At 71.7% G+C, this 25,032-nt stretch carries 23 protein-coding genes and 1 riboswitch; of the genes, 12 read left to right on the top strand and 11 right to left on the bottom strand.

The window, feature by feature from the left end:
* Positions 1-2: 2 nt before the first annotated feature.
* Genes ACWC09_RS21780 through ACWC09_RS21765 form a run of 4 tightly spaced genes read right to left on the bottom strand, consistent with a single transcriptional unit; the run spans position 3 to position 1,751 of the window.
* Entirely contained in the window at positions 3-644 is a 642-nt protein-coding gene (locus ACWC09_RS21780) for a DUF6286 domain-containing protein (protein ID WP_450852218.1), read from the bottom strand.
* Positions 641-1,030 carry an Asp23/Gls24 family envelope stress response protein gene (locus tag ACWC09_RS21775; protein ID WP_450852217.1) on the bottom strand — a complete coding sequence of 130 codons (390 nt, stop codon included), beginning with the start codon at positions 1,028-1,030 and terminating at the stop codon, positions 641-643. Before ACWC09_RS21775 ends, ACWC09_RS21780 begins: the two co-directional genes overlap by 4 nt.
* On the bottom strand, positions 1,027-1,212 hold the full coding sequence (locus ACWC09_RS21770) for a hypothetical protein (RefSeq protein ID WP_450852216.1): 186 nt from the start codon (positions 1,210-1,212) through the stop codon (positions 1,027-1,029). The genes ACWC09_RS21775 and ACWC09_RS21770 overlap by 4 nt, the downstream gene beginning before the upstream one ends.
* Positions 1,213-1,256: 44 nt before the next feature.
* Positions 1,257-1,751 carry an Asp23/Gls24 family envelope stress response protein gene (locus tag ACWC09_RS21765; RefSeq protein WP_450852215.1) on the bottom strand — a complete coding sequence of 165 codons (495 nt, stop codon included), beginning with the start codon at positions 1,749-1,751 and terminating at the stop codon, positions 1,257-1,259.
* An 88-nt stretch (positions 1,752-1,839) separates the two neighbouring features.
* Between ACWC09_RS21765 and ACWC09_RS21760 the strand changes: the two genes are divergently transcribed.
* Entirely contained in the window at positions 1,840-2,610 is a 771-nt protein-coding gene (locus tag ACWC09_RS21760) for a nucleopolyhedrovirus P10 family protein (protein ID WP_450852214.1), read from the top strand.
* Positions 2,611-2,614: 4 nt separating this feature from the next.
* On the opposite strand, the gene ACWC09_RS21755 is transcribed toward ACWC09_RS21760, so the two are convergent.
* The 6 genes from ACWC09_RS21755 to ACWC09_RS21730 all read right to left on the bottom strand — a co-directional run bounded on the left by ACWC09_RS21755 (position 2,615) and on the right by ACWC09_RS21730 (position 9,525).
* On the bottom strand, positions 2,615-3,418 hold the full coding sequence (locus ACWC09_RS21755; protein ID WP_450852213.1) for an enoyl-CoA hydratase/isomerase family protein: 804 nt from the start codon (positions 3,416-3,418) through the stop codon (positions 2,615-2,617).
* Positions 3,419-3,542: 124 nt separating this feature from the next.
* On the bottom strand, positions 3,543-3,764 hold the full coding sequence (locus ACWC09_RS21750; RefSeq protein ID WP_004002281.1) for a helix-turn-helix domain-containing protein: 222 nt from the start codon (positions 3,762-3,764) through the stop codon (positions 3,543-3,545).
* Between the two features lie 335 nt (positions 3,765-4,099).
* A complete protein-coding gene (locus ACWC09_RS21745; protein WP_450852212.1) occupies positions 4,100-5,698 on the bottom strand; it encodes an ABC-F family ATP-binding cassette domain-containing protein in 1,599 nt (532 codons plus the stop codon).
* A gap of 189 nt (positions 5,699-5,887) precedes the next feature.
* On the bottom strand, positions 5,888-7,294 hold the full coding sequence (locus tag ACWC09_RS21740) for a hypothetical protein (protein WP_450852211.1): 1,407 nt from the start codon (positions 7,292-7,294) through the stop codon (positions 5,888-5,890).
* A gap of 166 nt (positions 7,295-7,460) precedes the next feature.
* A complete protein-coding gene (locus tag ACWC09_RS21735) occupies positions 7,461-8,579 on the bottom strand; it encodes an alpha/beta hydrolase (protein WP_450852210.1) in 1,119 nt (372 codons plus the stop codon).
* A gap of 214 nt (positions 8,580-8,793) precedes the next feature.
* Positions 8,794-9,525: a class II aldolase/adducin family protein gene (locus ACWC09_RS21730; RefSeq protein ID WP_450852209.1), complete on the bottom strand. Its 732-nt coding sequence runs from the start codon at positions 9,523-9,525 to the stop codon at positions 8,794-8,796.
* A 196-nt stretch (positions 9,526-9,721) separates the two neighbouring features.
* Between ACWC09_RS21730 and ACWC09_RS21725 the strand changes: the two genes are divergently transcribed.
* From ACWC09_RS21725 to cobI, 10 genes are all read left to right on the top strand, one after another.
* The gene (locus ACWC09_RS21725) at positions 9,722-10,471 is read left to right on the top strand and encodes a lysozyme (protein ID WP_450852208.1); all 750 of its coding nucleotides are present in this window, start codon (positions 9,722-9,724) and stop codon (positions 10,469-10,471) included.
* Positions 10,472-10,569: 98 nt separating this feature from the next.
* The gene (locus tag ACWC09_RS21720) at positions 10,570-11,808 is read left to right on the top strand and encodes an anion permease (RefSeq protein ID WP_450852207.1); all 1,239 of its coding nucleotides are present in this window, start codon (positions 10,570-10,572) and stop codon (positions 11,806-11,808) included.
* Between the two features lie 28 nt (positions 11,809-11,836).
* Positions 11,837-12,064, top strand: coding sequence for a hypothetical protein (locus tag ACWC09_RS21715; protein ID WP_450852206.1), 228 nt, complete (start codon positions 11,837-11,839; stop codon positions 12,062-12,064).
* A gap of 138 nt (positions 12,065-12,202) precedes the next feature.
* Positions 12,203-12,342: riboswitch (cobalamin riboswitch) on the top strand.
* 101 nt (positions 12,343-12,443) lie between these two features.
* On the top strand, positions 12,444-13,385 hold the full coding sequence (locus ACWC09_RS21710; RefSeq protein WP_450852205.1) for a cobalamin biosynthesis protein: 942 nt from the start codon (positions 12,444-12,446) through the stop codon (positions 13,383-13,385).
* Positions 13,382-14,956 (top strand): cobyric acid synthase, encoded by a 1,575-nt coding sequence (locus ACWC09_RS21705; RefSeq protein WP_450852204.1) that lies wholly within the window; start codon positions 13,382-13,384, stop codon positions 14,954-14,956. The genes ACWC09_RS21710 and ACWC09_RS21705 overlap by 4 nt, the downstream gene beginning before the upstream one ends.
* Positions 14,953-18,609 (top strand): cobaltochelatase subunit CobN, encoded by a 3,657-nt coding sequence (gene cobN, locus ACWC09_RS21700; protein WP_450852203.1) that lies wholly within the window; start codon positions 14,953-14,955, stop codon positions 18,607-18,609. The genes ACWC09_RS21705 and cobN overlap by 4 nt, the downstream gene beginning before the upstream one ends.
* Positions 18,606-20,603 (top strand): putative cobaltochelatase, encoded by a 1,998-nt coding sequence (locus ACWC09_RS21695; RefSeq protein ID WP_450852202.1) that lies wholly within the window; start codon positions 18,606-18,608, stop codon positions 20,601-20,603. Before cobN ends, ACWC09_RS21695 begins: the two co-directional genes overlap by 4 nt.
* A complete protein-coding gene (cobO, locus tag ACWC09_RS21690; protein ID WP_450852201.1) occupies positions 20,603-21,202 on the top strand; it encodes a cob(I)yrinic acid a,c-diamide adenosyltransferase in 600 nt (199 codons plus the stop codon). Before ACWC09_RS21695 ends, cobO begins: the two co-directional genes overlap by 1 nt.
* Entirely contained in the window at positions 21,202-22,623 is a 1,422-nt protein-coding gene (locus ACWC09_RS21685; protein WP_450852200.1) for a cobyrinate a,c-diamide synthase, read from the top strand. The genes cobO and ACWC09_RS21685 overlap by 1 nt, the downstream gene beginning before the upstream one ends.
* Positions 22,608-23,357 carry a precorrin-2 C(20)-methyltransferase gene (gene cobI / locus ACWC09_RS21680; protein ID WP_450852199.1) on the top strand — a complete coding sequence of 250 codons (750 nt, stop codon included), beginning with the start codon at positions 22,608-22,610 and terminating at the stop codon, positions 23,355-23,357. Before ACWC09_RS21685 ends, cobI begins: the two co-directional genes overlap by 16 nt.
* A gap of 11 nt (positions 23,358-23,368) precedes the next feature.
* Here cobI and ACWC09_RS21675 read toward each other — a convergent pair whose 3' ends face one another.
* Positions 23,369-24,103, bottom strand: a complete 735-nt coding sequence (locus ACWC09_RS21675) for a ZIP family metal transporter (protein WP_450852198.1) — start codon at positions 24,101-24,103, stop codon at positions 23,369-23,371.
* A gap of 105 nt (positions 24,104-24,208) precedes the next feature.
* Between ACWC09_RS21675 and cobM the strand changes: the two genes are divergently transcribed.
* Positions 24,209-25,027: a precorrin-4 C(11)-methyltransferase gene (gene cobM / locus ACWC09_RS21670; RefSeq protein ID WP_450852197.1), complete on the top strand. Its 819-nt coding sequence runs from the start codon at positions 24,209-24,211 to the stop codon at positions 25,025-25,027.
* Positions 25,028-25,032 lie beyond the last annotated feature (5 nt).

Below are 25,032 nucleotides of genomic sequence, written 5' to 3'. Positions count from 1 at the left end.
GGTCATCCCTTTCGGCCGGGGCGTCGTACGTGCACCGACAGCGACGGTGGGCGGGACAGGCCCAGGCCCCTGATCGCCTCGTCCAGGATCTCGTTCAGATCGGCCCGTACGTCGCCCAGTTCGCGGAAGTGGGCGACCGCGCGCACATCGGCGCGGGCGCGGCCCATACGGACGCGTACCGACTGCACGCCGGCCACCTCCATGGCGCGGTCGCGCAGGGCGAGGGCCGCCGCCTCGCGGTGAAGGCCGGCTCGGACGTCGGCCTCGGGGCGTCGCATCGGGAGGACGGCGCGCAGGCCGGGCGTGGCCGCCAGCAGCAGGAGCCAGAGGCCCAGGACGGCGGCGACTGAGGCGCCGACCAGGACCCAGGTGTCGTCGAGGGGGCGTGTGGCGAGTTGGTGGGCCAGTTCGCGGCGCCAGGCCATCGCGGGACGGTGCGCCCGTACCGCCGCGATGTCGTAGAGGAAGGTGCCGGTGACGGCCAGGAGCAGCACCGCCACGACGGCCGCGGGGACGCGGCGCGCGGACCAGAAGCGGCCCTCCCTGCCGCCCTCGAACTCCTGCACCGGCGGGGGCTCGTACTCCGCCTTCTCGATGACCGGCAGTCGTTGTGTGGTGCCCTCGGAGCCCTGGAGCTCGCTCATCGCGTCCTCCCCTTGCCCGGTACCGCGCCGTGCGCCGGAGTCAGGTGCAGCCGCTCCACTTGGACGGCGACCTCCGGCACCTCCATGCCCACCAACGCGCGTACCCGCGAAGCGACATGTCGACGCACATCCGCGCAACGGGCGCCGATATCGGTCGGGTAGTCGAGTTCCAGGTGGACTCGGATGTGGGCGGCATCATGGTGCACGACCACGGTGGCACGGGGCCGCGCGGTCTCCCCGGACTGGTCGGCGAGCCGTTCTCGGGCCGCCTGCCCGGCGATCTTCGCCACGACCCGGTCGGCGATCCTGGTGGCACCGCGCTCGCCCGGCGCGACAGCGGCCCGGGGTCTGCCCAGCTCACCGACGCCGCCGCTCACCGAGGTCACCGCCGGCGGTCTTCACGCGTACGGAAGAAGTCGCCGATCTCCAGATCTCCCTCCAGGAAGCGGCCGGCCACGAACCCGACCGCGCCCAGCGCGGCCACCAGCAGGAAGGCCCCGAACCCGCCGAAGTATCCGGCGAAGCCCAGTGCCATCCCGGCGATCATGCCGACCACGGCCTTGCTCATCGTGCGCTCCCCTCAAGCGGTGCGGTTGTCCGGTCGCCGACCGGTCACTGAAGCCGGGGCTCCGACTCCTCGTCCTCTTCCTCCGGCAGCTTCACATCGCTCACCGCGATGTTGACCTCGACGACCTCGAGACCGGTCATCCGCTCCACCGCCGCGATCACGTTCTCCCGGACGGCGCGGGCGACATCGGAGATCGACACGCCGTAGTCGACGACGATCTCCAGGTCGAGCGCCGTCTGCACCTCGCCGACCTCGACCTTCACCCCACGCGTCACGGACTTGGAACCGCCGGGCACCCGGTCCCGCACGGCCCCGAAGGTACGGCTGAGCCCGCTGCCCAGGGCGTGCACGCCGAGTACGTCCCGCGCGGCCAGCCCGGCGATCTTCTCCACGACCCCGTCGGCGATCGTCGTCCGGCCCCGGCCGCCGGGATCTCCCCCGCCTCGCCGGGTCACTTGTGCCTTGTGCGCCCCAGGGGTCTCCGGCACTTCCCTCTCGACTCCGGGGGTCCTCGTCCGGTTCTGCTCCGTGTCGGTCATCGCCGTACGTCCCTTTCCGTTCGTCGTCCTGTGACCACCGTAAGCGGGGTTACGCCATCGCGCGCCGGGGATGCGGCAGGCTGGAGGAATGACGGCGGAAAGATGGGCACAGGTCGTGCGGCACCAGGTGGGGCTGGGCAGACTCCTGCCCCTGGGCGGCTCGCGCGACGGCGCGTGGATCTCCGAGCAGGCGGCCGAAAGCGTGCTACGGCGTGCGGTCGATGACCTTCGCGGGGTACGGGTGGATGCCCTCCGCATCGCCCTCGCCGACCCCGAGGACGTGACCGACCCGGCCGTACCGCCCCCGCCGAGCGCCCTGCCGCCGGGACCGCTACGGGTGACGGCGGAGTTCGCGGCGACGGCCGCCGAGCCGCTGCCGTCGACGGCCGCTCTCCTGCGTACGGGGCTGGCGACCGCGGCGACGGAGCGGCTCGGGCTGATGGTGGAGGAGGTCGACCTGCGGGTCACGGCCCTGCTGGACGAGGAACCGGAAGCGGTTCCGGCACGAGCGGCAAGAGCCCGGACGGCCGACGGGCCAGCGGCTCCCGACGGCGAGCGCGGCTCCGTGGAACCGCGCGCGGTCGCGGCGCCGGACACCCCCGACGAGGAGCGCGTGATGGCGGCCGTCCTGGCCGTGCCGGGCGTGGCCCGGCTGACGTGCGACCTGAGCCGCCGGGCCGTCCACCTCGAGGAGCGCCGCGAGGCCGAGGGCACGCTGCCTCGCCGGCACGCGCGCGTGGAGCTCGCGGTCGACACGGACCACCGGGCCCTGGACGTGGCCCGGCAGGTCCGCGCGGCCGTCTCCGAAGCGCTGCCGGATCACCCGACGGTGGCGGTACTGGTGACGGCGGTCGGCTGAGGGATCAGTCGCCGAGGCCCGCCAGGTCCCGCAACCGCCGCGCCTGGGCAGCGCGCTCCGCGGCGCGCTGGTCGTCGTAGGAACGGCCCTGCGCGCCGCGGATCAATGCCTTCGTCTCGACGACGGCGTCCCGAGGTGCGGCCAGGATCGCCGTCGCCAGGTCCTGTACGGCGCTGTCGAGCTGGTCGGCGGGGACGGCGAGGTTGGCGAGGCCGGTGCCGACGGCCTCCTCGGCCCGGACGGCGCGGCCGGTGATGCAGATCTCGAGCGCGCGGGCATACCCGAGCAGCCCGACCAACGGGTGCGTGCCCGTCAGGTCCGGCACCAGGCCCAGGCTGGTCTCGCGCATGGCGAACTGCACGTCGTCGGCGACGACGCGCAGGTCACAAGCGAGGGCAAGCTGGAAACCGGCTCCGATGGCATGCCCCTGGACGGCGGCGATGGACACGAGGTCGCTCCGCCGCCACCAGGTGAAGCCCTCCTGGAACCCGGCGATGCTCGCGTCGAGTTCACCGTCGCTGCTGCGCGCGAGGTCGATGAACGTCGGCTCGCCCTCGATTCCCTCGGGCGTGAACATCTGCCGGTCGAGACCCGCCGAGAAGGACTGCCCCTCGGCACGCAGCACGACGACACGGACGGACCCCGGCAGGACCCGCCCGGCCTCGGCAAGCGCTCGCCACATCGCGGGGCTCTGCGCATTGCGTTTGGCCGGGTTGGTCAGCGTCACCGTGGCGATCGCGTCGTCGACGGTGAGCCGTACGCCGTCCTTGTCGAGTACGGGACCAAGGTCCTTGGTGGGCGTGGCCATGGGGCGCCTCCGATGAGTGCGGTCAACAGAGCAGAGCAAAGCTAGCTAAGTGACTGCACAGTAACCACCCGGCCGGTCGGCTGACCGACCGGGTGGCCACCATCGAAGCCGATGGGCCGCCCGGTCAGGACGAGGCGGCCTTCTTGCCCCGTGTCGCACCGCCACGCCCACGAAGCGTGACGCCCGACTCGCTGAGCATCCGGTGCACGAAGCCATACGAGCGGCCGGTTTCCTCGGCCAGTGCCCGAATGCTCGCACCGGAGTCGTACTTCTTCTTCAGGTCTGCCGCGAGCTTGTCGCGCGCGGCGCCGGTTACCCGGCTGCCCTTCTTCAGAGTCTCGGCCACCCGTGCCTCCTCATGGGAAGTGCGCTCTGGTCCCCTCATGATCACCCCTCCAGGGCTTCATGGCCACCCATTCGGCAAGGTCCGTGAGACAGGGTTTTGACGACAGGAGCGCATCCCCACAAGCGGAATCTGTAATTCCACCATGCGGCGTTCGTACCGCCGAACGAGTTCCTTTGTGAAGTACCAGGTCAGCGACGTACGACGGCCGAGCCCTTGTCGATAAAGGACTCGGCCGCGAAATGGATGTAGGACACACGACGGTACGAGGAGATCTCACACAGATGATGGATCACCGATCGGCCGAATGATCCATACGCCGTTGATCACGTATTCGATCAAGCGAGGGCGACGAGGTCCGCGTAGTCGGAGCCCCACAGGTCCTCGACGCCGTCCGGCAGCAGAATGATCCGCTCGGGCTGGAGTGCCTCGACGGCGCCCTCGTCGTGGGTGACGAGGACGACGGCGCCCTTGTAGGTGCGCAGCGCGCCGAGGATCTCCTCGCGGCTGGCCGGGTCGAGGTTGTTGGTGGGCTCGTCGAGGAGCAGGACGTTCGCGGACGAGACGACCAGGGTGGCGAGGGCGAGGCGGGTCTTCTCGCCGCCGGAGAGGACTCCGGCCGGCTTGTCGACGTCGTCGCCGGAGAACAGGAAGGAACCCAGCACCTTGCGGACCTCCACGAGGTCCATGTCGGGGGCGGCGGAGCGCATGTTCTCCAGGACCGTGCGGTCGGCGTCGAGCGTCTCGTGCTCCTGCGCGTAGTAGCCGAGCTTGAGGCCGTGGCCGGGGACGACCGCGCCGGTGTCGGGCTGTTCGGCACCCGCGAGGAGCCTCAACAGGGTTGTCTTTCCCGCGCCGTTGAGGCCGAGGATGACGACCCTCGATCCCTTGTCGATGGCCAGGTCGACGTCGGTGAAGATCTCCAGGGAGCCGTACGACTTCGACAGGCCCTCGGCCGTCAGCGGGGTCTTGCCGCAGGACGCGGGCTCCGGGAAGCGGAGCTTGGCGACCTTGTCGGAGACGCGGACCGCCTCCAGGCCGGAGAGCAGCCGGTCGGCGCGCTTGGCCATGTTCTGCGCGGCGACCGTCTTGGTGGCCTTGGCGCGCATCTTGTCGGCCTGCGAGTGCAGGGCGGCGGCCTTCTTCTCGGCGTTCTGCCGCTCGCGCTTGCGGCGCTTCTCGTCGGCCTCTCGCTGCTGCTGGTAGAGCTTCCAGCCCATGTTGTAGACGTCGATCTGGGCACGGTTGGCGTCCAGGTAGAACACCTTGTTGACGACCGTCTCGACCAGGTCGACGTCGTGGGAGATCACGATGAAGCCGCCGCGGTAGGTCTTGAGGTAGTCCCGCAGCCAGATGATCGAGTCGGCGTCGAGGTGGTTCGTCGGCTCGTCGAGGAGCAGCGTGTCCGCGTCGGAGAACAGGATCCGGGCCAGCTCGATACGGCGGCGCTGACCGCCGGAGAGCGTATGGAGCGGCTGGCCGAGCACGCGGTCGGGCAGGTTGAGCGCGGCGGCGATCGTGGCGGCCTCGGCCTCCGCGGCGTACCCGCCCTTGGTGAGGAACTCGGTCTCCTGGCGCTCGTACTGCTTGAGTGCCTTCTCGCGGGTGGCGCCCTGGCCGCCCGCGATGCGCTGTTCGTTGTCGCGCATCTTGCGGATCAGTACGTCGAGGCCGCGGGCGGACAGAATCCGGTCCCGGGCGAGGACGTCGAGGTCGCCGGTGCGGGGGTCCTGCGGGAGGTAGCCGACCTCGCCGGAGCGGGTGATGGTGCCGGCCGCGGGGATGCCCTCGCCGGCCAGGCACTTGGTGAGGGTGGTCTTACCGGCGCCGTTGCGCCCGACCAGACCGATGCGGTCGCCCTTGGCGACCCGGAAATTGGCGGACTCGATGAGGACTCGGGCGCCGGCGCGCAGCTCGATACCGGAGGCGGAGATCACGGACAGACTCCAGGGCGGACAGAGGTTGACGGATGGGCGGCTGAGGACGTTCCCGCCGTCTAATGCGCGAGGAGAATGGCCATGGGACAAGTCTAACGGGGCCGTGCAAGCACTTTTTCTGCGTTCGGGCGTTCGGTACCGGGGCCCCGGCGTGAGCTACGGCACGCCGGGCAGCGCGGCGGAGATCGCCTAGCTTCCGCCGGTGTGCACCTGGAAGGCGGCCCGGCGGACTGCCTTGGCCAGGGCCGGGTCGGGGTGGGCGGCGGCGAGGGCGACCAGGACCTGGACGGTGCGGGGGTGGCCGACGGCGCGGACCTCGTCCAGGAGCATCGGGACCGTGGGCTGCACCGCCGACTCCAGGTGGCGTACCAGCATCGGGGACTCGCCGTGGTCGGCGACGGCGGCCGCGGTGTCGACCCACAGCCAGGTGGCCTCCTCACGGGTGAGCACCTCGTGGGCGTCCTCGGGGTCGATGCCGTCGTGCTCGGCCAGCCAGAGCAGGGCGTACGGCCGCAGGGTGGGCTCGTCGGCCACGGAGCGGACGTCGGGCTCGGCGGGGGCGCCGACCACGCGCAGTGCCTCGAAGGCGAGGCCGCGCAGCAGGGCGTCGTCGCCCCGGGCCGCGTCGATGAGTTCGGTGACGGCGCTGCCCACGGTGCGGGCGGCGAGCCAGGCGCGGTACTCGGCGCGGGCCGCGTTCGGGCGGAGCTGGGCGCAGCCGCGGAGCATCTCCTCGGCGACGGCCTCGATGTTGCCGGCGGGGCTCTGCGCGGCCACGCAGATCTGCTCCAGCTTGACCCACACCGCCCAGCTGCCGAGCGGGGTGAGCGTGGCCTGCGCGGCGTCGTAGGTGAGGGCACCGACGGAGGCGAGGGCGTGCAGGGCCCATTCGAGGAGGGGCGCGAGGGGCGCGAGCGGGGTGTCGGCCGTGGGCTGCGGCACGGGTTCGGCCTGCGGGCCGTAGGGGATCTCGCAGCGCTCGGTGCGCAGTTCGGTGACGCGCTGCTCCAGAAGGTCCAGGAGCTGCTCCACGGGAACCGGGCCGGCGGACAGCTGGAGGAAGGAGAGCACCTGCGGCATGGCCGAGACGACTTCGGCGACGGCGGCGGGCTCGTGGTCCGCGGGCTCGGGGTGGGCGAGCGACCAGGCGTCGAAGAGAGCGACCCAGCCGCGCAGTACGGCGCTGTCGTCGCGGTCCCAGGCGCGCAGCCGCCAGCCGGGACGGGCGCTGTCCCCGTGCACCTCGACGAGGCCGGCCAGACGGGCGGTGTCCCAGTCGGCGCGGACCTGAGCGACGGTCAGGGCGAGGTCGCTCGCCGCCCGTTCGGCGGTCGCGTCGGAGAGGGTGGCCTTGCCGTCGGCTGTCGCCGCGTCGCCGCCGGGGCCGAGGGCGGTGTCCGCCCAGCGGGCGACGCGAGCCGCGTCGGCCAGACCGGAGCGAGCCATTCTGGCCAGTTCCGCGGGTGCCGGTGTGCCCTCCGGCGGGCGGGGCGCGGGGCGGCGTGGGCGCCGCTGGTTCACAGCTGAGGGGGCGGCGGCCAGGGGTCGCGGGCGGACGAGTCGAAGCCTGGAGTCGCGCGGGATACGGGACGTCACGGGTGCAGTCTTCCGGTTGACGGTCCGAAAACCCAAACGGAAGGTCACCGCGGGCGACGGGACTGGCCAACGCCGGGCCCGTGCGGGGCGCTCGGGGCCTGGATCCGGCCAGCGGTTCGACGTTAAACGGAACCGGGGCGGACGGTTCGCCACGACGCCCGCGAGCTCACATCAGCGGGGTCAGGAAGCGGCGCAACGCCTCTTCGTAGGCTTTGGGGTCGGCGTTCCACATCGCCGCGTGCGGGGCCTGGCGGACGGTGTGGAGGGCGACCAGGTGGGGGTGGGCGTCGGCGAGGCGGCGGGAGTGGGCCCAGGGGGCCAGGGTGTCGTCGGGGCCGTGGAGGATCAGGGTCGGGACGGTGAGGCGCGCGGTCTCGGCGGTGTGGCCGGTGTCCAGGCCGGTGCGGCCCTGTGCCGCCCGTACCGCGAGCGGGAGCAGGGCACCGGGGGTGCGACGGGCCGCGGCGAGGGCGCGCAGGGTCGTCGGCCAGTCGAGGACGGGTGAGTCCAGGATCAGGCCGGAGACACGGTCGCGTACGCCGGAGTGGGCTGCGGCGCGCAGCGCCATGGTGGCGCCGGTGGACCAGCCGTGCAGGACGACGCGCTCGGCGCCGTAGCGCACCGCGTAGCGGATCGCCGCGTCCAGGTCGCGCCACTCGCTCTCGCCGAGGTGGTTCAGGCCGTCCGGGGAGCGGGGTGCGCCCAGGTCGCCGCGGTAGGCGAGGTCGAGCACCGGGAAGCGCTGGCGGTGCAGGAACTCCATGACGTTCATGGGGTGTTCGCGGGTGGCGCCGAGGCCGTGCACCGTGATCACCCAGGTGGGCCGCACCCCGGGGACGAACCAGGCGGGCAGGGAGCCGAGTTCGCCGGGGATGTCGACGTCGGCGTGGTCGAGGCCGAGGGCGGTGCTCGGGTTGCCCACGTGCACGTTCGGGGTGAGCCACACCTTGTCGCCGGGTTCCAGGGTGCCGTGCGTGACGCGTTCCAGGCGGCGTACGACGGTGTCGACGGAGTGGGCCGCGGCGGTCAGGACGGGGCCGACGACCGCGTGGGAGGCGTCGCCGGCCAGGCCGTAGGTGCCGGGGCGCAGGGCCGCGAGGTCGCGGGTGAGGGCGATCTGGCCGGCCGCCGTGGCGTGCACGGTGAGGCGGGGTTCGGTGGGCAGGGGTTTGCCCGGTGGCGCCTTGAGCGCGGCGCCGCTGGCGAAGCGGCCGGCGGCCACGGAGGCCGCGCCGGCGGCGAGGGCTACGGTGACGGCCGCGGCCGTTGCTTTGACGGTGCGCACCTGTCCAGTGTCCTGGCCGACCTCGCTTGCGGCCAGCGGGAGGGCGGGGGCGAGTGACGGGGGGTGCGGGGAGGTTGGGCACCGCCGGGTACGTGCGTCGTGGCCGGGCGCCGTCGCGGCGGGACGAGAAGACCGGCGTGGCGAGGGAAGCCGACCTGGGGAGCGGCGAGCGGCGGAGGCGGTGGACCGACCCGGCCGAGCGGACGGCCCCCGTTCAGCCCCGCTGCCCGTACCCCCTCAGCTTCTCCCCCGCCTCGGCCACCTGCTCCGGGGACAGCAGTGTCGGCGACAGTCCCGGTACCGAGGACGCCGTCAGCCACAGGCGGCACATCCACTCCAGTTGGGCCGTGCGGTCGTAGGCCTGGGTCAGGGTCGTGCCGTAGGACATCGTGCCGTGGTTCTGGAGGAGGCAGGCGGTGCGGTCGGCGAGGGCGCGGAGCATGTTCTCGGCCAACTCGTCGGTGCCGTACGTCGCATAGGGGGCAACTCGGACGGGTCCGCCGAGGCCGGCGGCCATGTAGTGGATCGCCGGGAGCTCGGGGACGAGCGTCGAGACGGCCGTCGCGTGCACGGCGTGGGTGTGGACGACGGCGCCCGCGTCGGTCGAGCGGTAGACGGCGAGGTGCATGGGGAGTTCGCTGGTCGGGACCAGGGTGCCGAGGACCTGTCGGCCGCCGAGGTCGACGCCCGTGATGTCGTCCGGCGCGAGGCGGTCGTAGGGGACGCCCGACGGCGTGACCAGCACGGTGTCGCCGACGCGCACGGAGACATTGCCGGAGGTGCCGACGACCAGGCCGTCGGAGACGGTGCGGCGGGCGGTCTCGACCAGAGCCTCCCAGGCGCGCGCCTCCTCGGGGAGCGCACACCTCCCCCTCACCTCGGGCACATCCTGTGCGCCCGCCCGGGCGCCCCGCTCGTCACCCTGTTCCCGCCGCTGCTCAGCCATGCCGCGATCCTGTCAAACGGAGCGCCAAGTCGCCCGCGGGCCGGGGCACTTTAGGGCGGAAGCCACGCCTTCGAAAGAGCACAGATGAGGACATATCACTCTGTTGCCGTGCTTGGCCTGAGATCAGCGAACATGCGCTGATCTTCCAGTAATCTCCCCGTGTTTTGTCGTGCACGTCGCCATTCCGGGGGGAAGCATGGCCCGTGATCGCCAACCGTTCCGCCGCCGCACCCGCGTCATCGCGGTCTTCGTGGCGGCGCTCGCCGTCGGAGGGACCGCGGCCACCGGGCTGCCGGCGTCCGCCGCGAGTCTGCCGAAAGGACACGACGTCTCCTCGCACCAGAAGAACGTCAACTGGTCGAGCGCGAAGGCGAAGGGCGCCAGGTTCGTCTACGTCAAGGCGACCGAGTCCACGAACTACGTCAGCCCGTACTTCGGCCGGCAGTACAACGGCGCCCGCAACGCCGGCATCATCCGCGGGGCGTACCACTTCGCGGTGCCGAACAGGTCGTCGGGCCGGACGCAGGCGGCGTACTTCGTGAACCACGGCGGCGGGTGGCGGGCGGACGGCTGGACGCTGCCGCCCGCGCTCGACATCGAATACAACCCGTACGACACGAAGCACCGGTGCTACGGGATCAGCAAGGCGAGCATGGTCGGCTGGGTCCAGTCGTTCAGCGACGAGGTCAAGCGGCTCACCGGCCGCCGCCCGGTGATCTACACGACCGCCCACTGGTGGAACACCTGCACCGGCGGCAGCCGCGCCTTCGCCTCCAACCACGCACTGTGGATCGCCCGCCACGGCTCGGCGGACGCCGGAGCGCTGCCGAGCGGCTGGTCGTTCTGGACCTTCTGGCAGTACGACAACAGCGGCAGCCTGCCGGGTGATCAAAATCTCTTCAACGGGTCGCAGGCCCAACTGAGGAAGTTCGCTCGCGGCTACTGACGGTTCTGGACACCGTGTAGCCCACCTCAGTTCATCTTCCGTTTACCCAGGTTGCCTACGGTCAACCGACCGATGACTTCGAACGATTGCCTGGGTAAATGGAAAACTTCTCGCTGATCCTCGCGATTGTGGTGGTAACCGCACTTGCGTTTGATTTCACGAACGGTTTCCACGACACCGCCAACGCGATGGCCACGACCATCTCGACCGGTGCGCTCAAGCCCAAGGTGGCCGTGGCCATGTCCGCCACGCTCAACCTTGTGGGCGCCTTTCTCTCGGTGGAGGTCGCCAACACGATCTCCAAGGGTCTCGTCGACGAGACCGGCATCCGTCCCGAGGTCATCTTCGCCGCGTTGGTCGGCGCGATCCTCTGGAACCTGCTGACCTGGCTGGTGGGCCTGCCCTCCAGTTCCTCGCACGCCCTCATGGGCGGTCTGATCGGCGCCACCATCGCCTCGGCCGGCACGGGTGCCGTCCACGGCGACGTGCTCGTGACCAAGGTGCTCATCCCGGCGCTGGCCGCCCCGATCGTCGCCGGTGTCGCCGCGATGCTCGCGACCCGCCTGTCCTACACCGTCGGCAAGAAGGCCGACGGCAAGGCCGCCGAGAAGGGCTTCCGCGTCGGCCAGATCGCCTCCGCCGGCCTGGTCTCGCTGGCCCACGGCACGAACGACGCGCAGAAGACGATGGGCATCATCACCCTCGCCCTGGTCGCCGGCGGCGTCGTCGCCCCCGACGCCGACCCGCCCACCTGGGTCATCCTCTCCGCCGGTCTCGCCATCGCGCTCGGCACCTGGCTCGGCGGCTGGCGCATCATCCGCACGATGGGCAAGGGCCTGACCGAGCTTCAGCCGCAGCAGGGCTTCGCCGCCCAGACCAGCGCGGCCACGGTCATCCTGGCCTCCTCGCACCTCGGCTTCTCCCTCTCCACCACCCACTCGGTCTCCGGTTCGGTGATGGGCGCGGGCCTGGGCCGCAAGGGCGGTGTCGTGCGCTGGTCGACCGCGACCCGGATGCTGGTCGCCTGGGTCCTCACCCTCCCGGCCGCCGCCCTGGTCGGCGCGGGCGCCGAGTCCGTCACCGACCTCGGCGACTGGGGCACCGGTGTGGTCGCCGTCTTCCTGGTCGCCTCCAGCGCCGCGATCTGGAAGATCTCCCGCCGCGAGGTCGTGGACGCGTCGAACGTCAATGACACCGACGAGCCGGCCGGGGTCGTCACCACGGCGATCGCCGCCGTGACCCCGCCGCCCGCGGGCACGGTCGCCGAGGACCTGACGGCCACGATCCCCGCTCCCGCCACCGGCACGGAGTCGGCCACCCCGCCGGCCACCGTCTGAGCCCCCGGTACGAAGGAAGAGAAGCAGCATGAAGATCGACTGGGCAGCTCTCGGCTCCGTCTTCGGCGTCAGCCTCGTGGTCACCGTGGGCCTCGTCGCCCTGTTCACCCTCGGCATCATGGGCCTGTCCCGCCGCGAACGGGCGGTGGCCGAGGGCAACTCGGCGACCCTCGCGGTCGCGGGCGCGTACGTGGCGTTCGCCGGGTGCGCGGCGGCGGTGGCGTACGGCATCAACCTGATCATGGCGAAGAGCTGACGCCCGACTCACAACAGATGTGCGCGTGGTGCCGGGACGGTGATCCGTCCCGGCACCACGCGTTTCCGTGACCCCGGCGACCACCTGCGTGTGGGCCTCAGCACACTCTCCCGTCGCAGGTCAACGGCAAGTTGACGGGTCTTCCAACCCCGTGGTGGACTGCCGGAGCCATATACGGCGGCAAGGGAGGAAGCCGGTGCGAGTCCGGCGCGGTCCCGCCACTGTCACCGGGGTAGCCATCCCCGGGAGCCAGGAACTCCCACCGCCGGTCTCGTCGAACCAGGGCGCGGACACCCTGAGTGAGGACATGTCGCCATGCCAGCCTGCCGATTGAGGCACAGCACCAGGTCACTGCCCGAACCCACGGCCGGCTGAGCCGATGCGTGCCGATCGCGTCTTCGCGTACGGCGCCGCCGCCGGACTCCTCGGTGACCATCTCCTCGGCGATCCCCGCCGCGGGCATCCGGTCGCCGCGTTCGGACGGGCCGCGGGTGCCGTGGAGAGAGTGCTGTGGCGGGACCACCGCGGGTGGGGTGCGCTGCACACCGCCGTGTGCGTGGGCGGTGCGGTGGGCCTGGGTGCCGTCGCGGCTTCCGTCGTACGTCCGTCCCGTACCGCCTCCGTCGCGCTGACCGCCGCCGCCACATGGGCCGTTGTCGGCGGGACCTCGCTCGCGCGCGAGGCCCGCGCCATCGGGCGGGCCCTGGAGGCCGGGGACATCGAGGGGGCGCGGGAGCGGCTGCCGCATCTGTGCGGGCGGGATCCGCAGGCGCTGGACGCGGACGGGATCGCGCGGGCCGTCGTCGAGTCCGTCGCCGAGAACACGTCCGACGCGGTCGTGGGGGCGCTGGTGTGGGGAGCCGTCGGCGGAGTGCCGGGGCTGCTCGGGTTCCGGGCCGTGAACACGCTGGACGCGATGGTCGGGCACAAGTCGGCCCGGTACCGGCGGTACGGGTGGGCCTCGGCGCGGCTGGACGACGTCGCCGGGTGGCCGGGGGCCCGGCTGACGGCTGTTCTGGCGACCGTCGCCGGAGACGACCCCCAAGGGGCGGTACGGGCCTGGCGTGCCGACGCCGGCAAGCACCCGAGCCCCAACGCGGGGCCGGTGGAGGCGTCGTTCGCGGGGGCGCTGGGCGTGCGGCTGGGCGGGACCCTGTCGTACGGGGGGCGGGTCGAGCACCGGCCCGTGCTCAACACGCCGGGACGCGCCGTCTCGGTACCCGACCTCGAGCGAGCCGTACGGCTCTCCCGGCGCGTCGGTCTGCTCGCGCTCGGCGTCAGCGCCGCCGCGCGCCTTGTCGTGAAGGGACGTAGGTCATGAGCGGTGGTGGTCTTCTCGTCGCCGGTACCACCTCCGACGCCGGCAAAAGTGTCGTCACCGCCGGGATCTGTCGCTGGCTGGTGCGGCAGGGCGTCAAGGTCGCGCCCTTCAAGGCGCAGAACATGTCCCTCAACTCGTTCGTGACACGCGAGGGCGCCGAGATCGGGCGGGCGCAGGCCATGCAGGCCCAGGCGTGCCGGATCGAGCCGACGGCGCTGATGAATCCCGTGCTGCTCAAGCCCGGTGGCGAGCAGAGCAGTCAGGTCGTGCTGATGGGCAAGCCGGTGGGCGAGCTCAGTGCGCGCGGTTTTTTCGGGGGGTCCGGGGGGTCATCCCCCGGGGAAAGGCTGCACGGGGGGCGCCAGCAGAAGCTTCTCGGCACCGTTCTCGACTGTCTCGCCGAGTTGCGGGGCACGTATGACGCGGTGATCTGTGAGGGGGCGGGCAGTCCTGCCGAGATCAATCTGCGGCGGACCGACATCGTGAACATGGGGATCGCGCGCAATGCGCGGCTGCCCGTGGTCGTGGTCGGCGACATCGATCGCGGCGGGGTGTTCGCCTCCTTCTTCGGGACCGTCGCGCTGCTCTCGCCCGAGGACCAGGAGCTTGTCGCCGGTTTCCTCGTCAACAAGTTCCGGGGGGATGTCAGCCTTCTGGAGCCCGGGCTCGACATGCTGCACGGGCTCACCGGGCGGCATACGTACGGCGTCCTCCCCTTCCGGCACGGCCTCGGCATCGACGAGGAGGACGGGCTGCGGATGTCCCTGCGGGGCACGGTCCGGGAGTCGAACACCGCTCCGCCCGTCGGGGAGGACGTGCTGCGGGTCGCCGTCTGTGCGATCCCGCTCATGTCCAACTTCACCGATGTCGACGCGCTGGCCGCCGAACCGGGTGTCGTCGTGCGGTTCGTGGACCGGCCCGAGGAGCTGGCCGACGCCGATCTCGTGGTGATTCCGGGGACGCGGGGGACCGTGCGCGCGCTGGAGTGGTTGCGGGAGCGGGGGTTGGCGGAGGCTCTGCGGCGCAGGGCGGCCGAAGGGCGGCCCGTGCTGGGCGTCTGCGGTGGCTTCCAGGTGCTCGGTGAGCACATCGAGGACGACGTCGAGTCGCGCGCCGGGCAGGTCGAGGGCCTCGGCGTGCTCCCCGTCCGGGTGCGGTTCGCCCGGGAGAAGACCCTCACCCGGCCGGTGGGCCAGGCCCTCGGCGAGCGGGTCGAGGGGTACGAGATCCATCACGGGGTCGCCGAGATCAACGGGGGTCAGGCGTTCATCTCCGATGACAACGGACACAGCCTGGACGGGATCCGGGTCGGGCAGACCTGGGGCACCCACTGGCACGGTTCGCTGGAGTCGGACGGTTTCCGGCGGGCCTTTCTGCGCGAGGTGGCGGCCGCCGCGGGCCGCCGTTTCGTGCCGGCCGAGGACACGTCGTTCGGCGCGCTGCGCGAGGAGCAGCTCGACCGGCTCGGCGACCTGATCGAACAGCACGCGGACACGGACGCGCTCTGGCGGCTCATCGAGTCGGGCGCGCCGCAAGGACTGCCCTTCATTCCACCGGGAGCGCCCGCATGAGCACAGTGTTGTTGTTGTCGACCGCCGACACGGATCTGTTGGCCGCCCGGGCCGCGTCCGGCGCCGACTACCGGATCGGCAACCCGATGCGGGTGGATGTCGAACAGGAGCTCCCCGGTCTCCTCGACGGCACCGACATCGCCGTCGTACGGCTGCTCGGTGGCAAGCGGGCCTGGGAGGACGGGCTGGCCGCGCTGAAGGCGTCCGGCGTTCCGACCGTGCTGCTGGGCGGCGAGGCCGTGCCGGACGCGGAGTTGATGGCCGAGTCGTCCGTGCCGGCGGGTGTGGTGGCCGAGGCGCTCAGGTACCTCGTCGAGGGCGGGTCCGCGAACCTCGTGGAGCTCGCGCGGTTCCTGTCCGACACCGTGCTGCTGACCGGTGAGGGGTTCGTCGAGCCGCAGAAGATGCCCGAGTACGGCGTCCACGGTGAGCGGGAGCTCGTCGAGGGTCGGCCGACCGTCGGCGTGCTCTTCTACCGGGCCCATGAACTGAGCGGCAACACCGCCTTCGTGGACACCCTGTGCGACGCGATCGAGGCGCGGGGCGCGTGCGCCCTTCCCGTGTACTGCGGTTCGCTGCGCGGTGCGGACGCCGGGCTGTACGAGATCCTCGGCCGGGCCGACGCCGTGGTCGCCACCGTCCTGGCCGCCGGTGGCACACACGCCTCGCAGGCCTCGGCGGGCGGCGACGAGGAGGCCTGGGACATCGGGGCGCTCGCGGACCTCGACATCCCTGTGCTCCAGGGGCTTTGCCTCACCTCGTCGCACGCGGCCTGGGACGAGTCGGACGCCGCCGTCTCCCCCATGGACGCGGCGATGCAGGTCGCCATCCCGGAGTTCGACGGCCGGCTCATCACCGTGCCGTTCAGCTTCAAGGAGCAGGGGCCGGACGACGTCCCGGTGTACGTCGCGGACCCCGAGCGGGCCGCGCGGGTCGCCGGAATCGCCGTACGGCACGCGCAGTTGAAGCACAAGGCGAACGCCGAGAAGAAGCTGGCGCTCGTCTTCACCGCGTACCCGACCAAGCACTCGCGCGTCGGCAACGCGGTCGGTCTGGACACGCCCGCTTCGGCGGTACGGGTGCTGGACGCGCTGCGGGACGCGGGGTACGTCGTCGAGGGGCATCCCGACAACGGTGACGAGCTGATCCACCGGCTGATCAACGCCGGTGGGCACGACGTCGAGTGGCTCACCGAGGAGCAGCTGGCCGCCGCGCCCGCGCGTGTGCCGCTCGCCGACTACCGGGCGTGGTTCGACGAGCTCGACCCCGAGTTGCGGGACGGGATGCTGGAGGCGTGGGGCGAGCCGCCGGGCTCCCTCTACGTCGACGGGGACGACATCGTGCTCGCGTCCCTCCAGTTCGGGAACGTCGTCGTGATGATCCAGCCACCGCGCGGCTTCGGCGAGAACCCGATCGCGATCTACCACGACCCCGACATGCCGCCGTCCCACCACTACATGGCCGCGTACCGGTGGCTGGAGAACAGTTTCGGCGCCGACGCGATCGTCCACATGGGCAAGCACGGCACGATGGAGTGGCTGCCGGGCAAGGGACTCGGGCTCAGCGGGGGGTGCGCTCCGGACGCCGTCCTCGGGGATCTCCCTCTCATCTACCCGTTCATCGTCAACGACCCCGGTGAGGGCACCCAGGCCAAACGGCGCGGGCACGCCACGGTCGTCGACCATCTCGTGCCGCCGATGGCCCGTGCGGACACGTACGGCGACCTGGCCAAACTGGAGCAGCTGCTCGACGAGTACGCGCTCGTCTCCGACCTGGATCCGACGAAGGCGCCGGCCGTGCGCGCGCAGATCTGGACGCTGGTGAAAACGGCCGAGCTGCATCACGACCTGCACATCGACGAGCAGCCGGACGACGGCGACTTCGACGAGTTCGTCATGCACATCGACGGCTATCTGTGCGAGATCAAGGACGTGCAGATCCGCGACGGCCTGCACATCCTGGGTGGCGGGCCGGTCGGTGAGCCGCGCGTGAACCTCGTGCTCGCGGTGCTGCGTGCCTCGCAGGTGTGGGGTGGACAGGCGAACGCGCTGCCGGGGCTGCGGGCCTCGCTCGCCGCTCATTTCGGGCTCAGCGAGAAGGAGTTGCTGGCCGAGCCCGGCGTTCCGGTGAAGGTGCCGGTCGAGCTGACGGACCTCGTCGAGGGGCCCTCCCGTACGGGCGCCGACGCGATCGACCTGCTGGAACAGTTGTGCCGGCGGTTCGCGGAGGGCATGGAGGAGCGCGGGTGGGACGTCACCGAGAGCCGGCCCCTCGCCCGTGACGTCCTCGGCACCGAACTCCCGGACGCCGTAGCGGTGTTGGAGTTCGCCTGCAACGAGGTCGTGCCCCGGCTGGAGAAGACGACCGACGAGATCGGCCACATCCTCAAGGCACTTGACGGCGGATACGTCCCGGCGGGGCCGTCCGGCTCACCGACACGCGGTCTGGTCAACGTCCTCCCGACCGGCCGGAACTTCTACTCCGTCGACCCCAAGGCCATTCCCTCCCGGCTGAGTTGGGAGGTCGGCCAGTCCCTCGCCGACTCGCTCGTCCAGCGGTATCTGCAGGACACCGGCGAGTACCCGAAGTCGGTCGGCCTGACGGTGTGGGGTACGTCCGCGATGCGCACCCAGGGCGACGACATCGCCGAGATTCTCGCCCTGCTGGGCTGCCGTCCGGTCTGGGACGACGCCTCGCGCCGGGTGACCGGCTTCGAGGTGATCCCCCTCGACGAGCTGGGCCGACCGCGCATCGACGTCACCGTCCGCATCTCCGGCTTCTTCCGGGACGCGTTCCCGCACGTCGTCGGGCTCATCGACGACGCGGTCCGCAAGGTGGCCGAGCTGGACGAACCCGCCGACCTCAACTTCGTCCGCGCCCACGCCGACGAGGACACCGCCGAGCACGGCGACCGGCGGCGCGCGACCGCCCGTATCTTCGGCTCCAAGCCGGGCGCGTACGGCGCCGGTCTGCTGCCGCTGATCGACGCCCGCAACTGGCGTTCCGACGCCGACCTCGCCGAGGTGTACGCGGTGTGGGGCGGTTACGCGTACGGGCGCGGGCTCGACGGGCGGGCGGCGCGCGGGGACATGGAGACGGCGTTCAAGCGGATCGCCGTGGCCGCCAAGAACGTCGACACCCGCGAGCACGATCTCGTCGACGCCGACGACTACTTCCAGTACCACGGAGGCATGGTCGCGATGGTGCGCCATCTGACGGGCGCCAGCCCCGAGGCGTACGTCGGCGACTCGGCCGTCCCCGACCAGATCAAGACCCGGACGCTGGGCGAGGAGACGCACCGCGTCTTCCGCGCGCGGGTCGTCAACCCCCGCTGGATGGCGGCCATGCGCCGGCACGGCTACAAGGGCGCCTTCGAGATGGCGGCGACCGTGGACTACCTCTTCGGGTACGACGCCACGGCCGGTGTCGTCGACGACTGGATGTACGAGAAGCTCAGCGCCGAGTACGTCTTCGCCCCGGAGAACCGGGAGTTCATGAAGCAGTCCAACCCGTGGGCGCTGCGCGGGATCACGGAACGGCTCCTGGAGGCCGCCGACCGTGGACTGTGGGCCGAGCCGGACGCGGAGACGCTGGAGCGGCTGCGCGCCACCTACCTGGAGCTCGAAGGCGACTTGGAAGGCGACGACCAGTGACCACCCCCTTCCCCTTCACGGCCGTTGTCGGCCAGGACGACCTGCGGCTCGCGCTGCTGCTGAACGCCGTCTCCCCGGCGGTCGGCGGTGTGCTGGTGCGCGGCGAGAAGGGCACCGCCAAGTCGACGGCGGTACGAGCCCTTTCGGCGCTGCTGCCCGAGGTCGCCGTCGTCCCCGGCTGCCGTTTCTCCTGCGACCCCACGGCGCCGGACCCGTCCTGCCCGGACGGACCGCACGAGGTCGGGCCCGGCGCTCGACGCCCCGCCCGTATGGTCGAGTTGCCGGTCGGCGCCTCCGAGGACCGGCTCGTCGGCGCCCTCGACATCGAGCGGGCACTGGCGGAGGGCGTGAAAGCCTTCGAGCCCGGGCTCCTCGCCGACGCGCACCGCGGAATCCTGTACGTGGACGAGGTGAATCTCCTTCACGACCACCTCGTCGACCTGCTGCTCGACGCCGCCGCGATGGGCGCCTCCTACGTCGAGCGCGAGGGTGTGTCCGTGCGGCATGCCGCCCGCTTCCTCCTCGTAGGGACCATGAACCCCGAAGAGGGCGAGCTGCGGCCGCAGTTGCTCGACCGGTTCGGGCTGACCGTGGAGGTCGCGGCCTCCCGGGAGCCGGACCAGCGGGTGGCGGTCGTACGGCGGCGGCTCGCGTACGACGACGATCCGGCCGGTTTCGCGGCCCGTTGGGCGGACGAAGAGACTTCCGTACGTCAACGGATCGTCGCGGCACGGGAGTTGTTGCCGTCGGTGCGCCTGGGCGACGGGGCACTGCGGCAGATCGCGGCGACCTGTGCCGCCTTCGAGGTGGACGGTATGCGGGCCGACATCGTGATGGCGCGGACCGCCACCGCGCTGGCGGCGTGGGCCGGGCGGACCGAGGTGCTCGCGGAGGACGTGCGGCAGGCGGCTCTGCTCGCGCTGCCGCATCGGCGCCGGCGCAATCCCTTCGACGCGCCGGGGCTCGACGAGGACAAGCTCGACGAGACGCTGGAGGAGTTCGGCGAGGGCGACGACGATCCGGACCCCGGTGACGGCGGGCCGGGCGGCGGAGGCGGACAACCGTCGCCGGACGCGGGCCCGCAGGACGGCGGTGACACGGGTGCGCGGACCGAGGCCGGTGAGGGCGGACAGCCGCAGGCCTCCGGCGCGGCCGAGCAGTCCGCCGTACGGGCCTCCGAGCCCTTCCGGACCAAGGCGCTGAGCGTGCCGGGGATCGGCGAGGGGGCCGCGGGGCGGCGTTCGCGGGCGCGGACCGAGCACGGTCGGACGACCGGGGCACGGCGACCGCGAGGTGCCCTGACCAAGCTGCACCTGGCGGCGACCGTGCAGGCCGCGGCGCCGCATCAGCGGGCGCGGGGTCGGTCCGGTCCGGGGCTCGTGGTGCGGCGGGACGATCTGCGGCAGGCGACGCGGGAGGGGCGCGAGGGGAACCTCGTGCTGTTCGTGGTCGATGCCTCCGGGTCGATGGCGGCCCGGCAGCGGATGAGCGCGGTGAAGGGGGCTGTGCTGTCGCTGCTGCTGGACGCCTATCAGCGGCGGGACAAGGTGGGGCTGGTGACGTTCCGGGGAGCGGCCGCCGATGTGGCGTTGCCGCCGACCTCGTCCGTGGACGCTGCGGCGACCCGGCTGGAGTCGTTGCCCACGGGTGGGCGGACTCCGCTGGCCGCGGGGCTGTTGAAGGCCCATGAGGTGCTTCGGATCGAGCGGTTGCGGGATCCCGCGCGGCGGGCGCTGGTGGTCCTGGTGACGGATGGACGGGCCACCGGTGGGCCCGAGCCTGTGGCGCTCGCGGGACGGGCGGCCCGGCTGTTCGCCGCCGAGGGTGTCGCGTCGGTGGTCGTGGACTGTGAGTCGGGGCCGGTGCGGCTGGGGCTCGCCGGACAGCTCGCGGGTGAGCTGGGCGGGACGGCGGTGACGCTCGACGAGTTGCGGGCGGACAGCATCGCCGGGCTGGTGAGGGATGTGCAGGGGACTTCGAGGAGGGCCGCGTAATGCCGCAGGGGCAGCCGAGTGTCGTACCGGATGACGGGCTCACGACGCGTCAGCGTCGCAACCGTCCGCTGGTCGTCGTCCACACCGGGATCGGGAAGGGCAAGTCGACCGCCGCCTTCGGGCTCGCGCTGCGGGCCTGGAACCAGGGGTGGCCCATCGGGGTGTTCCAGTTCGTCAAGTCGGCGAAGTGGAAGGTCGGCGAGGAGAACGCGCTGCGGGTACTGGGCGCGTCCGGGGAGGGCGGCTCCGTCGACTGGCACAAGATGGGTGAGGGGTGGTCCTGGGTTCAGCGGGACGAGCAGCTGGACAACGAGGAGAAGGCCCGGGAGGGCTGGGCGCAGGTCAAGCGGGACCTCGCCGCCGAGACGTACAAGCTGTATGTGCTGGACGAGTTCGCCTACCCGATGCACTGGGGGTGGGTCGACACCGACGAGGTCGTCGACGTGCTCCGGAATCGGCCCGGGACCCAGCATGTCGTCATCACCGGGCGGAACGCGCCCGAGAAGCTCGTCGACTTCGCCGATCTCGTGACCGACATGTCCAAGGTGAAGCATCCGATGGACGCCGGGCAGAAGGGGCAGAGGGGCATCGAGTGGTGATGTCTTCCGTCCCCCGGCTGGTCATTGCCGCGCCTTCTTCGGGCAGCGGCAAGACCACCGTCGCCACGGGGTTGATGGCCGCGTTCGCCGCGCGGGGGCTTGTCGTGTCTCCGCACAAGGTGGGGCCGGACTACATCGATCCCGGGTATCACGCGCTCGCGAGCGGGCGAGTGGGGCGGAACCTCGACGCGTATCTGTGCGGGGCGGAGTTGGTGGCTCCGTTGTTCCAGCACGGGGCGCGGGGCTGCGATGTCGCGGTCGTCGAGGGGGTGATGGGGATGTACGACGGGGCCGCGGGAGAGGGCGAACTGGCGTCCACCGCGCATGTGGCGAAGTTGCTGCGGGCGCCGGTGGTGCTTGTCGTCGATGCCTCCTCGCAGTCCCGGTCGGTGGCCGCGCTGGTGCATGGGTTCGCGTCCTGGGATCCGGAGGTGCGGGTCGGGGGCGTGATTTTGAACAAGGTGGCGTCGGACCGGCACGAGGAGCTGTTGCGGGAGGCGTTGGACTCGGCGGGTGTGCCCGTGTTGGGGGTGCTGCGCCGGGTGGCTCAAGTGGACACGCCTTCACGGCACTTGGGGCTGGTGCCGGTCGCCGAGCGGAGCGCCGCCGCTGTCGAGGCCGTGGGGGCGATGGCGGCGCAGGTGGCTGCCGGGTGCGATCTGGAAGGGTTGCTGAGGCTGGCGCGGAGTGCCGGCGGGTTGTCGTGTGCGGCTTGGGATGCGGCTGAGGTCCTGGGGGCTGCGCCCCCAGACCCCCGTCGGCCCGAAGGGCCTCGTCCTCAAACGCCGGACGGGCTGGGTTTGCCTGGACTGGGCTCAGAAGTGCGCGTTGCCATCGCCGGCGGTCCCGCCTTCACCTTCTCCTACGCCGAGCACGCCGAGCTGCTCACCGCCGCCGGTGCCGAAGTCGTCTCCTTCGATCCCCTTCGTGATGAGCAACTGCCCGATGGAACAAGTGGGTTGGTCATCGGGGGCGGGTTCCCCGAGGTGTACGCCTCCGAGCTGTCCGCCAACGAGTCCCTCCGCAAGGCCATCGGTGAGCTCGCCCTCGGCGGGGCCCCCGTCGCCGCCGAGTGTGCCGGGCTGCTCTATCTGTGCCGGGAGTTGGACGGGCAGCCCATGTGCGGGGTGTTGGACGCGACCGCCCGGATGTCCGAGCGGCTCACTCTCGGGTATCGGGATGCCGTTGCCGTGAGTGACAGTGTGCTGGCCGTCGCCGGGACGCGGATGCGGGGGCACGAGTTTCATCGGACCGTCGTCGAGCCGGGGGCGGGGGCGGCTCCCGCGTGGGGCGTGCGCGCCCCTGACCGGCGGGTCGAAGGTTTCGTACAACAAGGTGTGCACGCGAGTTATCTGCACACGCACTGGGCGTCCGAGCCCGGTGTCGCCCGTCGGTTCGTGGAGAGGTGCCGGACGTCATGAGCAACAGCAGCAGGCTGATCGGGGTCGGGGTCGGGCCCGGCGATCCCGAGTTGGTGACGGTCAAGGGCGTCAATGCGCTGCGGGCCGCCGATGTCGTCGTCGTGCCCGTCATGGACACGGGTGAGAAGGGGCGGGCCGAGGCGACCGTTCTGCACTACGTGCCCGAGGAGAAGGTCGTCCGGGTCGTGTTCGCGCTCAACGAGCGGAGTGACCGGGGGCGGCGGGAGGCCGCGTGGGATGCGGCCGGGGAGCAGGTCGCCCGGTTGCTGGGTGAGTACGGGAGCGTCGCCTTCGCGACCATCGGCGATCCGAACGTGTACTCCACCTTCACCTATCTCGCTCAGACCATCGCCGAGCTCGTGCCGGGGACCGTCGTGGAGACCGTGCCCGGGATCACCGCCATGCAGGACCTCGCGGCGCGGTCCGGGGCTGTGCTGACCGAGGGCACCGAGCCGCTCACCCTCGTCCCCGTCACCGCGGGTGCCGCCGTGCTCAAGGACGCGCTCAACGGGCCCGGCACCGTCGTCGCCTACAAGTTCGGCCGACAGGCCGCTGAGGTCGCCGAGGCGCTGCGGGAGACCGGGCGGATCGGTGACGCGGTGTGGGGGTCGGCGCTCGGGCTGGAGAGCGAGTCCATCCGGCCGGCCGACGAGCTCGACGGCGGCCCGCTGCCGTACCTCTCGACGCTCATCGCGCCCGCGCGGCGGGACGGCGGGCGGGGCGGCAAGTTGTGACCAGCCGCGGATCAGCTCGCCATGCCGACGACGAACCAGATGAACAGCACGCCCGCGACCGTGCACAGCAGGGTCGAGCGGGCGGGGTGTTCGTGGTGGGCCTCGGGGAGGATCTCGGCGGCGGCCAGGTAGAGGAGTACGCCGCCGAAGAGGCCGAGATAGCCGCCGAGCAGGCCCTCCGGGATGGTGACGAAGGCCGTCGAGGCGGCGCCGATCACCGGGGCCGCGGCGTCCGCGAACAGCATGGTCAGGGCTTTGCGGCGGGCGTTTCCGTACAGGCTGGTGATCGTGTACGTGTTGAAGCCGTCCGCGAAGTCGTGGGCCACCACGGCCAGGGCGACCGCCGCGCCCATGCCGCCGCCGACCTGGAAGGCCGCGCCGATCGCCACGCCGTCCATGGCGCTGTGGCCGACCATCGCGGCCGCCGCCGTCAGGCCCACCTCGGGCGCCCGGCCGTGGGCCTCGGACTCCTCGCCGCCGTGCGCGGCCTGGCGGGCGGCGAGCAGGCGCTCGACCAGATGAGCCAGGAGGAAGCCGGCCACGAAGAGGAGCAGGGCCGCCGGCACGCCGAAGACCTCGTCGCCGGCCGCCTGAAGCGCCTCCGGCAGCAGGTCCAGGCCGACCACGCCCAGCATCAGTCCGCCGGCCAGTCCCAGGACGAGATGGCGACGGTCGGTCACGCGCTGTGCCGTCCAGCCGCCGGCCAGCGTCATCAGGAACGCGCCGAGCGCGACGAAGACCGCCATGGGGCCTTGTTATCCGATCAACGGCCGTTCGTGCACATCGTGCGGCCTCCACGGCCGCGATCGTAAGACGTTTTGACCGAGTTGTACATGAGAGGACCGATTTTCATGGCCGATGCCTCCACCGGCAAGGTGACCTTCGTCGGTGCCGGCCCCGGCGCCGCCGACCTGCTGACGTTCCGTGCCGCGCGCGCCATCGCCGAGGCCGACGTGGTGATCTGGGCCGCGAGCCTGGTCCAGGCAGAGGTCCTCGAACACGCGCGCGATGGTGTGGAGATTCTCGACTCGGCGACGATGTCGTTGGAGGACGTGGTCGCCGTCTACGAGCGGGCGCGGGAGGAGGGGCTGCGGGTTGCCCGCATCCACTCCGGGGACCCTGCCCTCTGGGGCGGTACGCAGGAGCAGCTCGACCGGTGTGCCCGGATCGGCATCGAGACCGAGGTCGTCCCCGGTGTCTCCGCCTTCTCCGCAGTCGCCGCGCTCGCGCGGCGCGAGCTGACGATTCCCGAGGTCGCGCAGTCCGTCGTCCTGACGCGGCTGGGCGGTGGCAAGACACCGATGCCGCCCGGGGAGGAAGTACGGGAGTTCGCGCGGCACGGCACCACCATGGCGATCTTCCTGTCGGCCGCGCGCAGTGGGCAGCTGGTGCGGGAGCTGCTGGAGGGCGGCTATCCGACCGCCACCCCGGTCGTCGTCGCCTATCAGGCGACCTGGCCGGAGGAGCTGCTGGTCCGCTGCACGATCGGGACGCTGGAGGAGACGGTCAAGGAGCACAAGCTCTGGAAGCACACGCTCTTCCTGGTCGGCCCCGCGCTGGACGCCGAGGGCACACGCTCGCACCTCTACCACCCCGGCCATTTCCACGGGTTCCGCAAGGCCGACCCCCAGGCCCGTCGGGCGCTGCGCGAGCGAGGGGCGAGTACGTGAGCGGC

This window comes from Streptomyces sp. NPDC001617, from assembly GCF_053596855.1.
Note: the sequence above shows the minus strand (reverse complement) of the source record. Positions and strands in the feature narration are given on the sequence as shown.

What these genes read in the sequence shown, in the direction of transcription:
- ACWC09_RS21715 (WP_450852206.1), top strand. Translation starts at nt 11,837, where the DNA reads ATGAAGATCGACTGGGCAGCTCTCGGCTCCGTCTTCGGCGTCAGCCTC.
- ACWC09_RS21710 (WP_450852205.1), top strand. Translation starts at nt 12,444, where the DNA reads ATGCGTGCCGATCGCGTCTTCGCGTACGGCGCCGCCGCCGGACTCCTC.
- ACWC09_RS21730 (WP_450852209.1), bottom strand. Translation starts at nt 9,525, where the DNA reads ATGGCTGAGCAGCGGCGGGAACAGGGTGACGAGCGGGGCGCCCGGGCG.
- cobO (WP_450852201.1), top strand. Translation starts at nt 20,603, where the DNA reads ATGCCGCAGGGGCAGCCGAGTGTCGTACCGGATGACGGGCTCACGACG.
- cobM (WP_450852197.1), top strand. Translation starts at nt 24,209, where the DNA reads ATGGCCGATGCCTCCACCGGCAAGGTGACCTTCGTCGGTGCCGGCCCC.
- ACWC09_RS21675 (WP_450852198.1), bottom strand. Translation starts at nt 24,103, where the DNA reads ATGGCGGTCTTCGTCGCGCTCGGCGCGTTCCTGATGACGCTGGCCGGC.
- ACWC09_RS21760 (WP_450852214.1), top strand. Translation starts at nt 1,840, where the DNA reads ATGACGGCGGAAAGATGGGCACAGGTCGTGCGGCACCAGGTGGGGCTG.
- ACWC09_RS21720 (WP_450852207.1), top strand. Translation starts at nt 10,570, where the DNA reads ATGGAAAACTTCTCGCTGATCCTCGCGATTGTGGTGGTAACCGCACTT.
- ACWC09_RS21705 (WP_450852204.1), top strand. Translation starts at nt 13,382, where the DNA reads ATGAGCGGTGGTGGTCTTCTCGTCGCCGGTACCACCTCCGACGCCGGC.
- ACWC09_RS21755 (WP_450852213.1), bottom strand. Translation starts at nt 3,418, where the DNA reads ATGGCCACGCCCACCAAGGACCTTGGTCCCGTACTCGACAAGGACGGC.
- cobN (WP_450852203.1), top strand. Translation starts at nt 14,953, where the DNA reads ATGAGCACAGTGTTGTTGTTGTCGACCGCCGACACGGATCTGTTGGCC.
- ACWC09_RS21770 (WP_450852216.1), bottom strand. Translation starts at nt 1,212, where the DNA reads ATGAGCAAGGCCGTGGTCGGCATGATCGCCGGGATGGCACTGGGCTTC.
- ACWC09_RS21725 (WP_450852208.1), top strand. Translation starts at nt 9,722, where the DNA reads ATGGCCCGTGATCGCCAACCGTTCCGCCGCCGCACCCGCGTCATCGCG.
- ACWC09_RS21780 (WP_450852218.1), bottom strand. Translation starts at nt 644, where the DNA reads ATGAGCGAGCTCCAGGGCTCCGAGGGCACCACACAACGACTGCCGGTC.
- ACWC09_RS21685 (WP_450852200.1), top strand. Translation starts at nt 21,202, where the DNA reads ATGTCTTCCGTCCCCCGGCTGGTCATTGCCGCGCCTTCTTCGGGCAGC.
- ACWC09_RS21765 (WP_450852215.1), bottom strand. Translation starts at nt 1,751, where the DNA reads ATGACCGACACGGAGCAGAACCGGACGAGGACCCCCGGAGTCGAGAGG.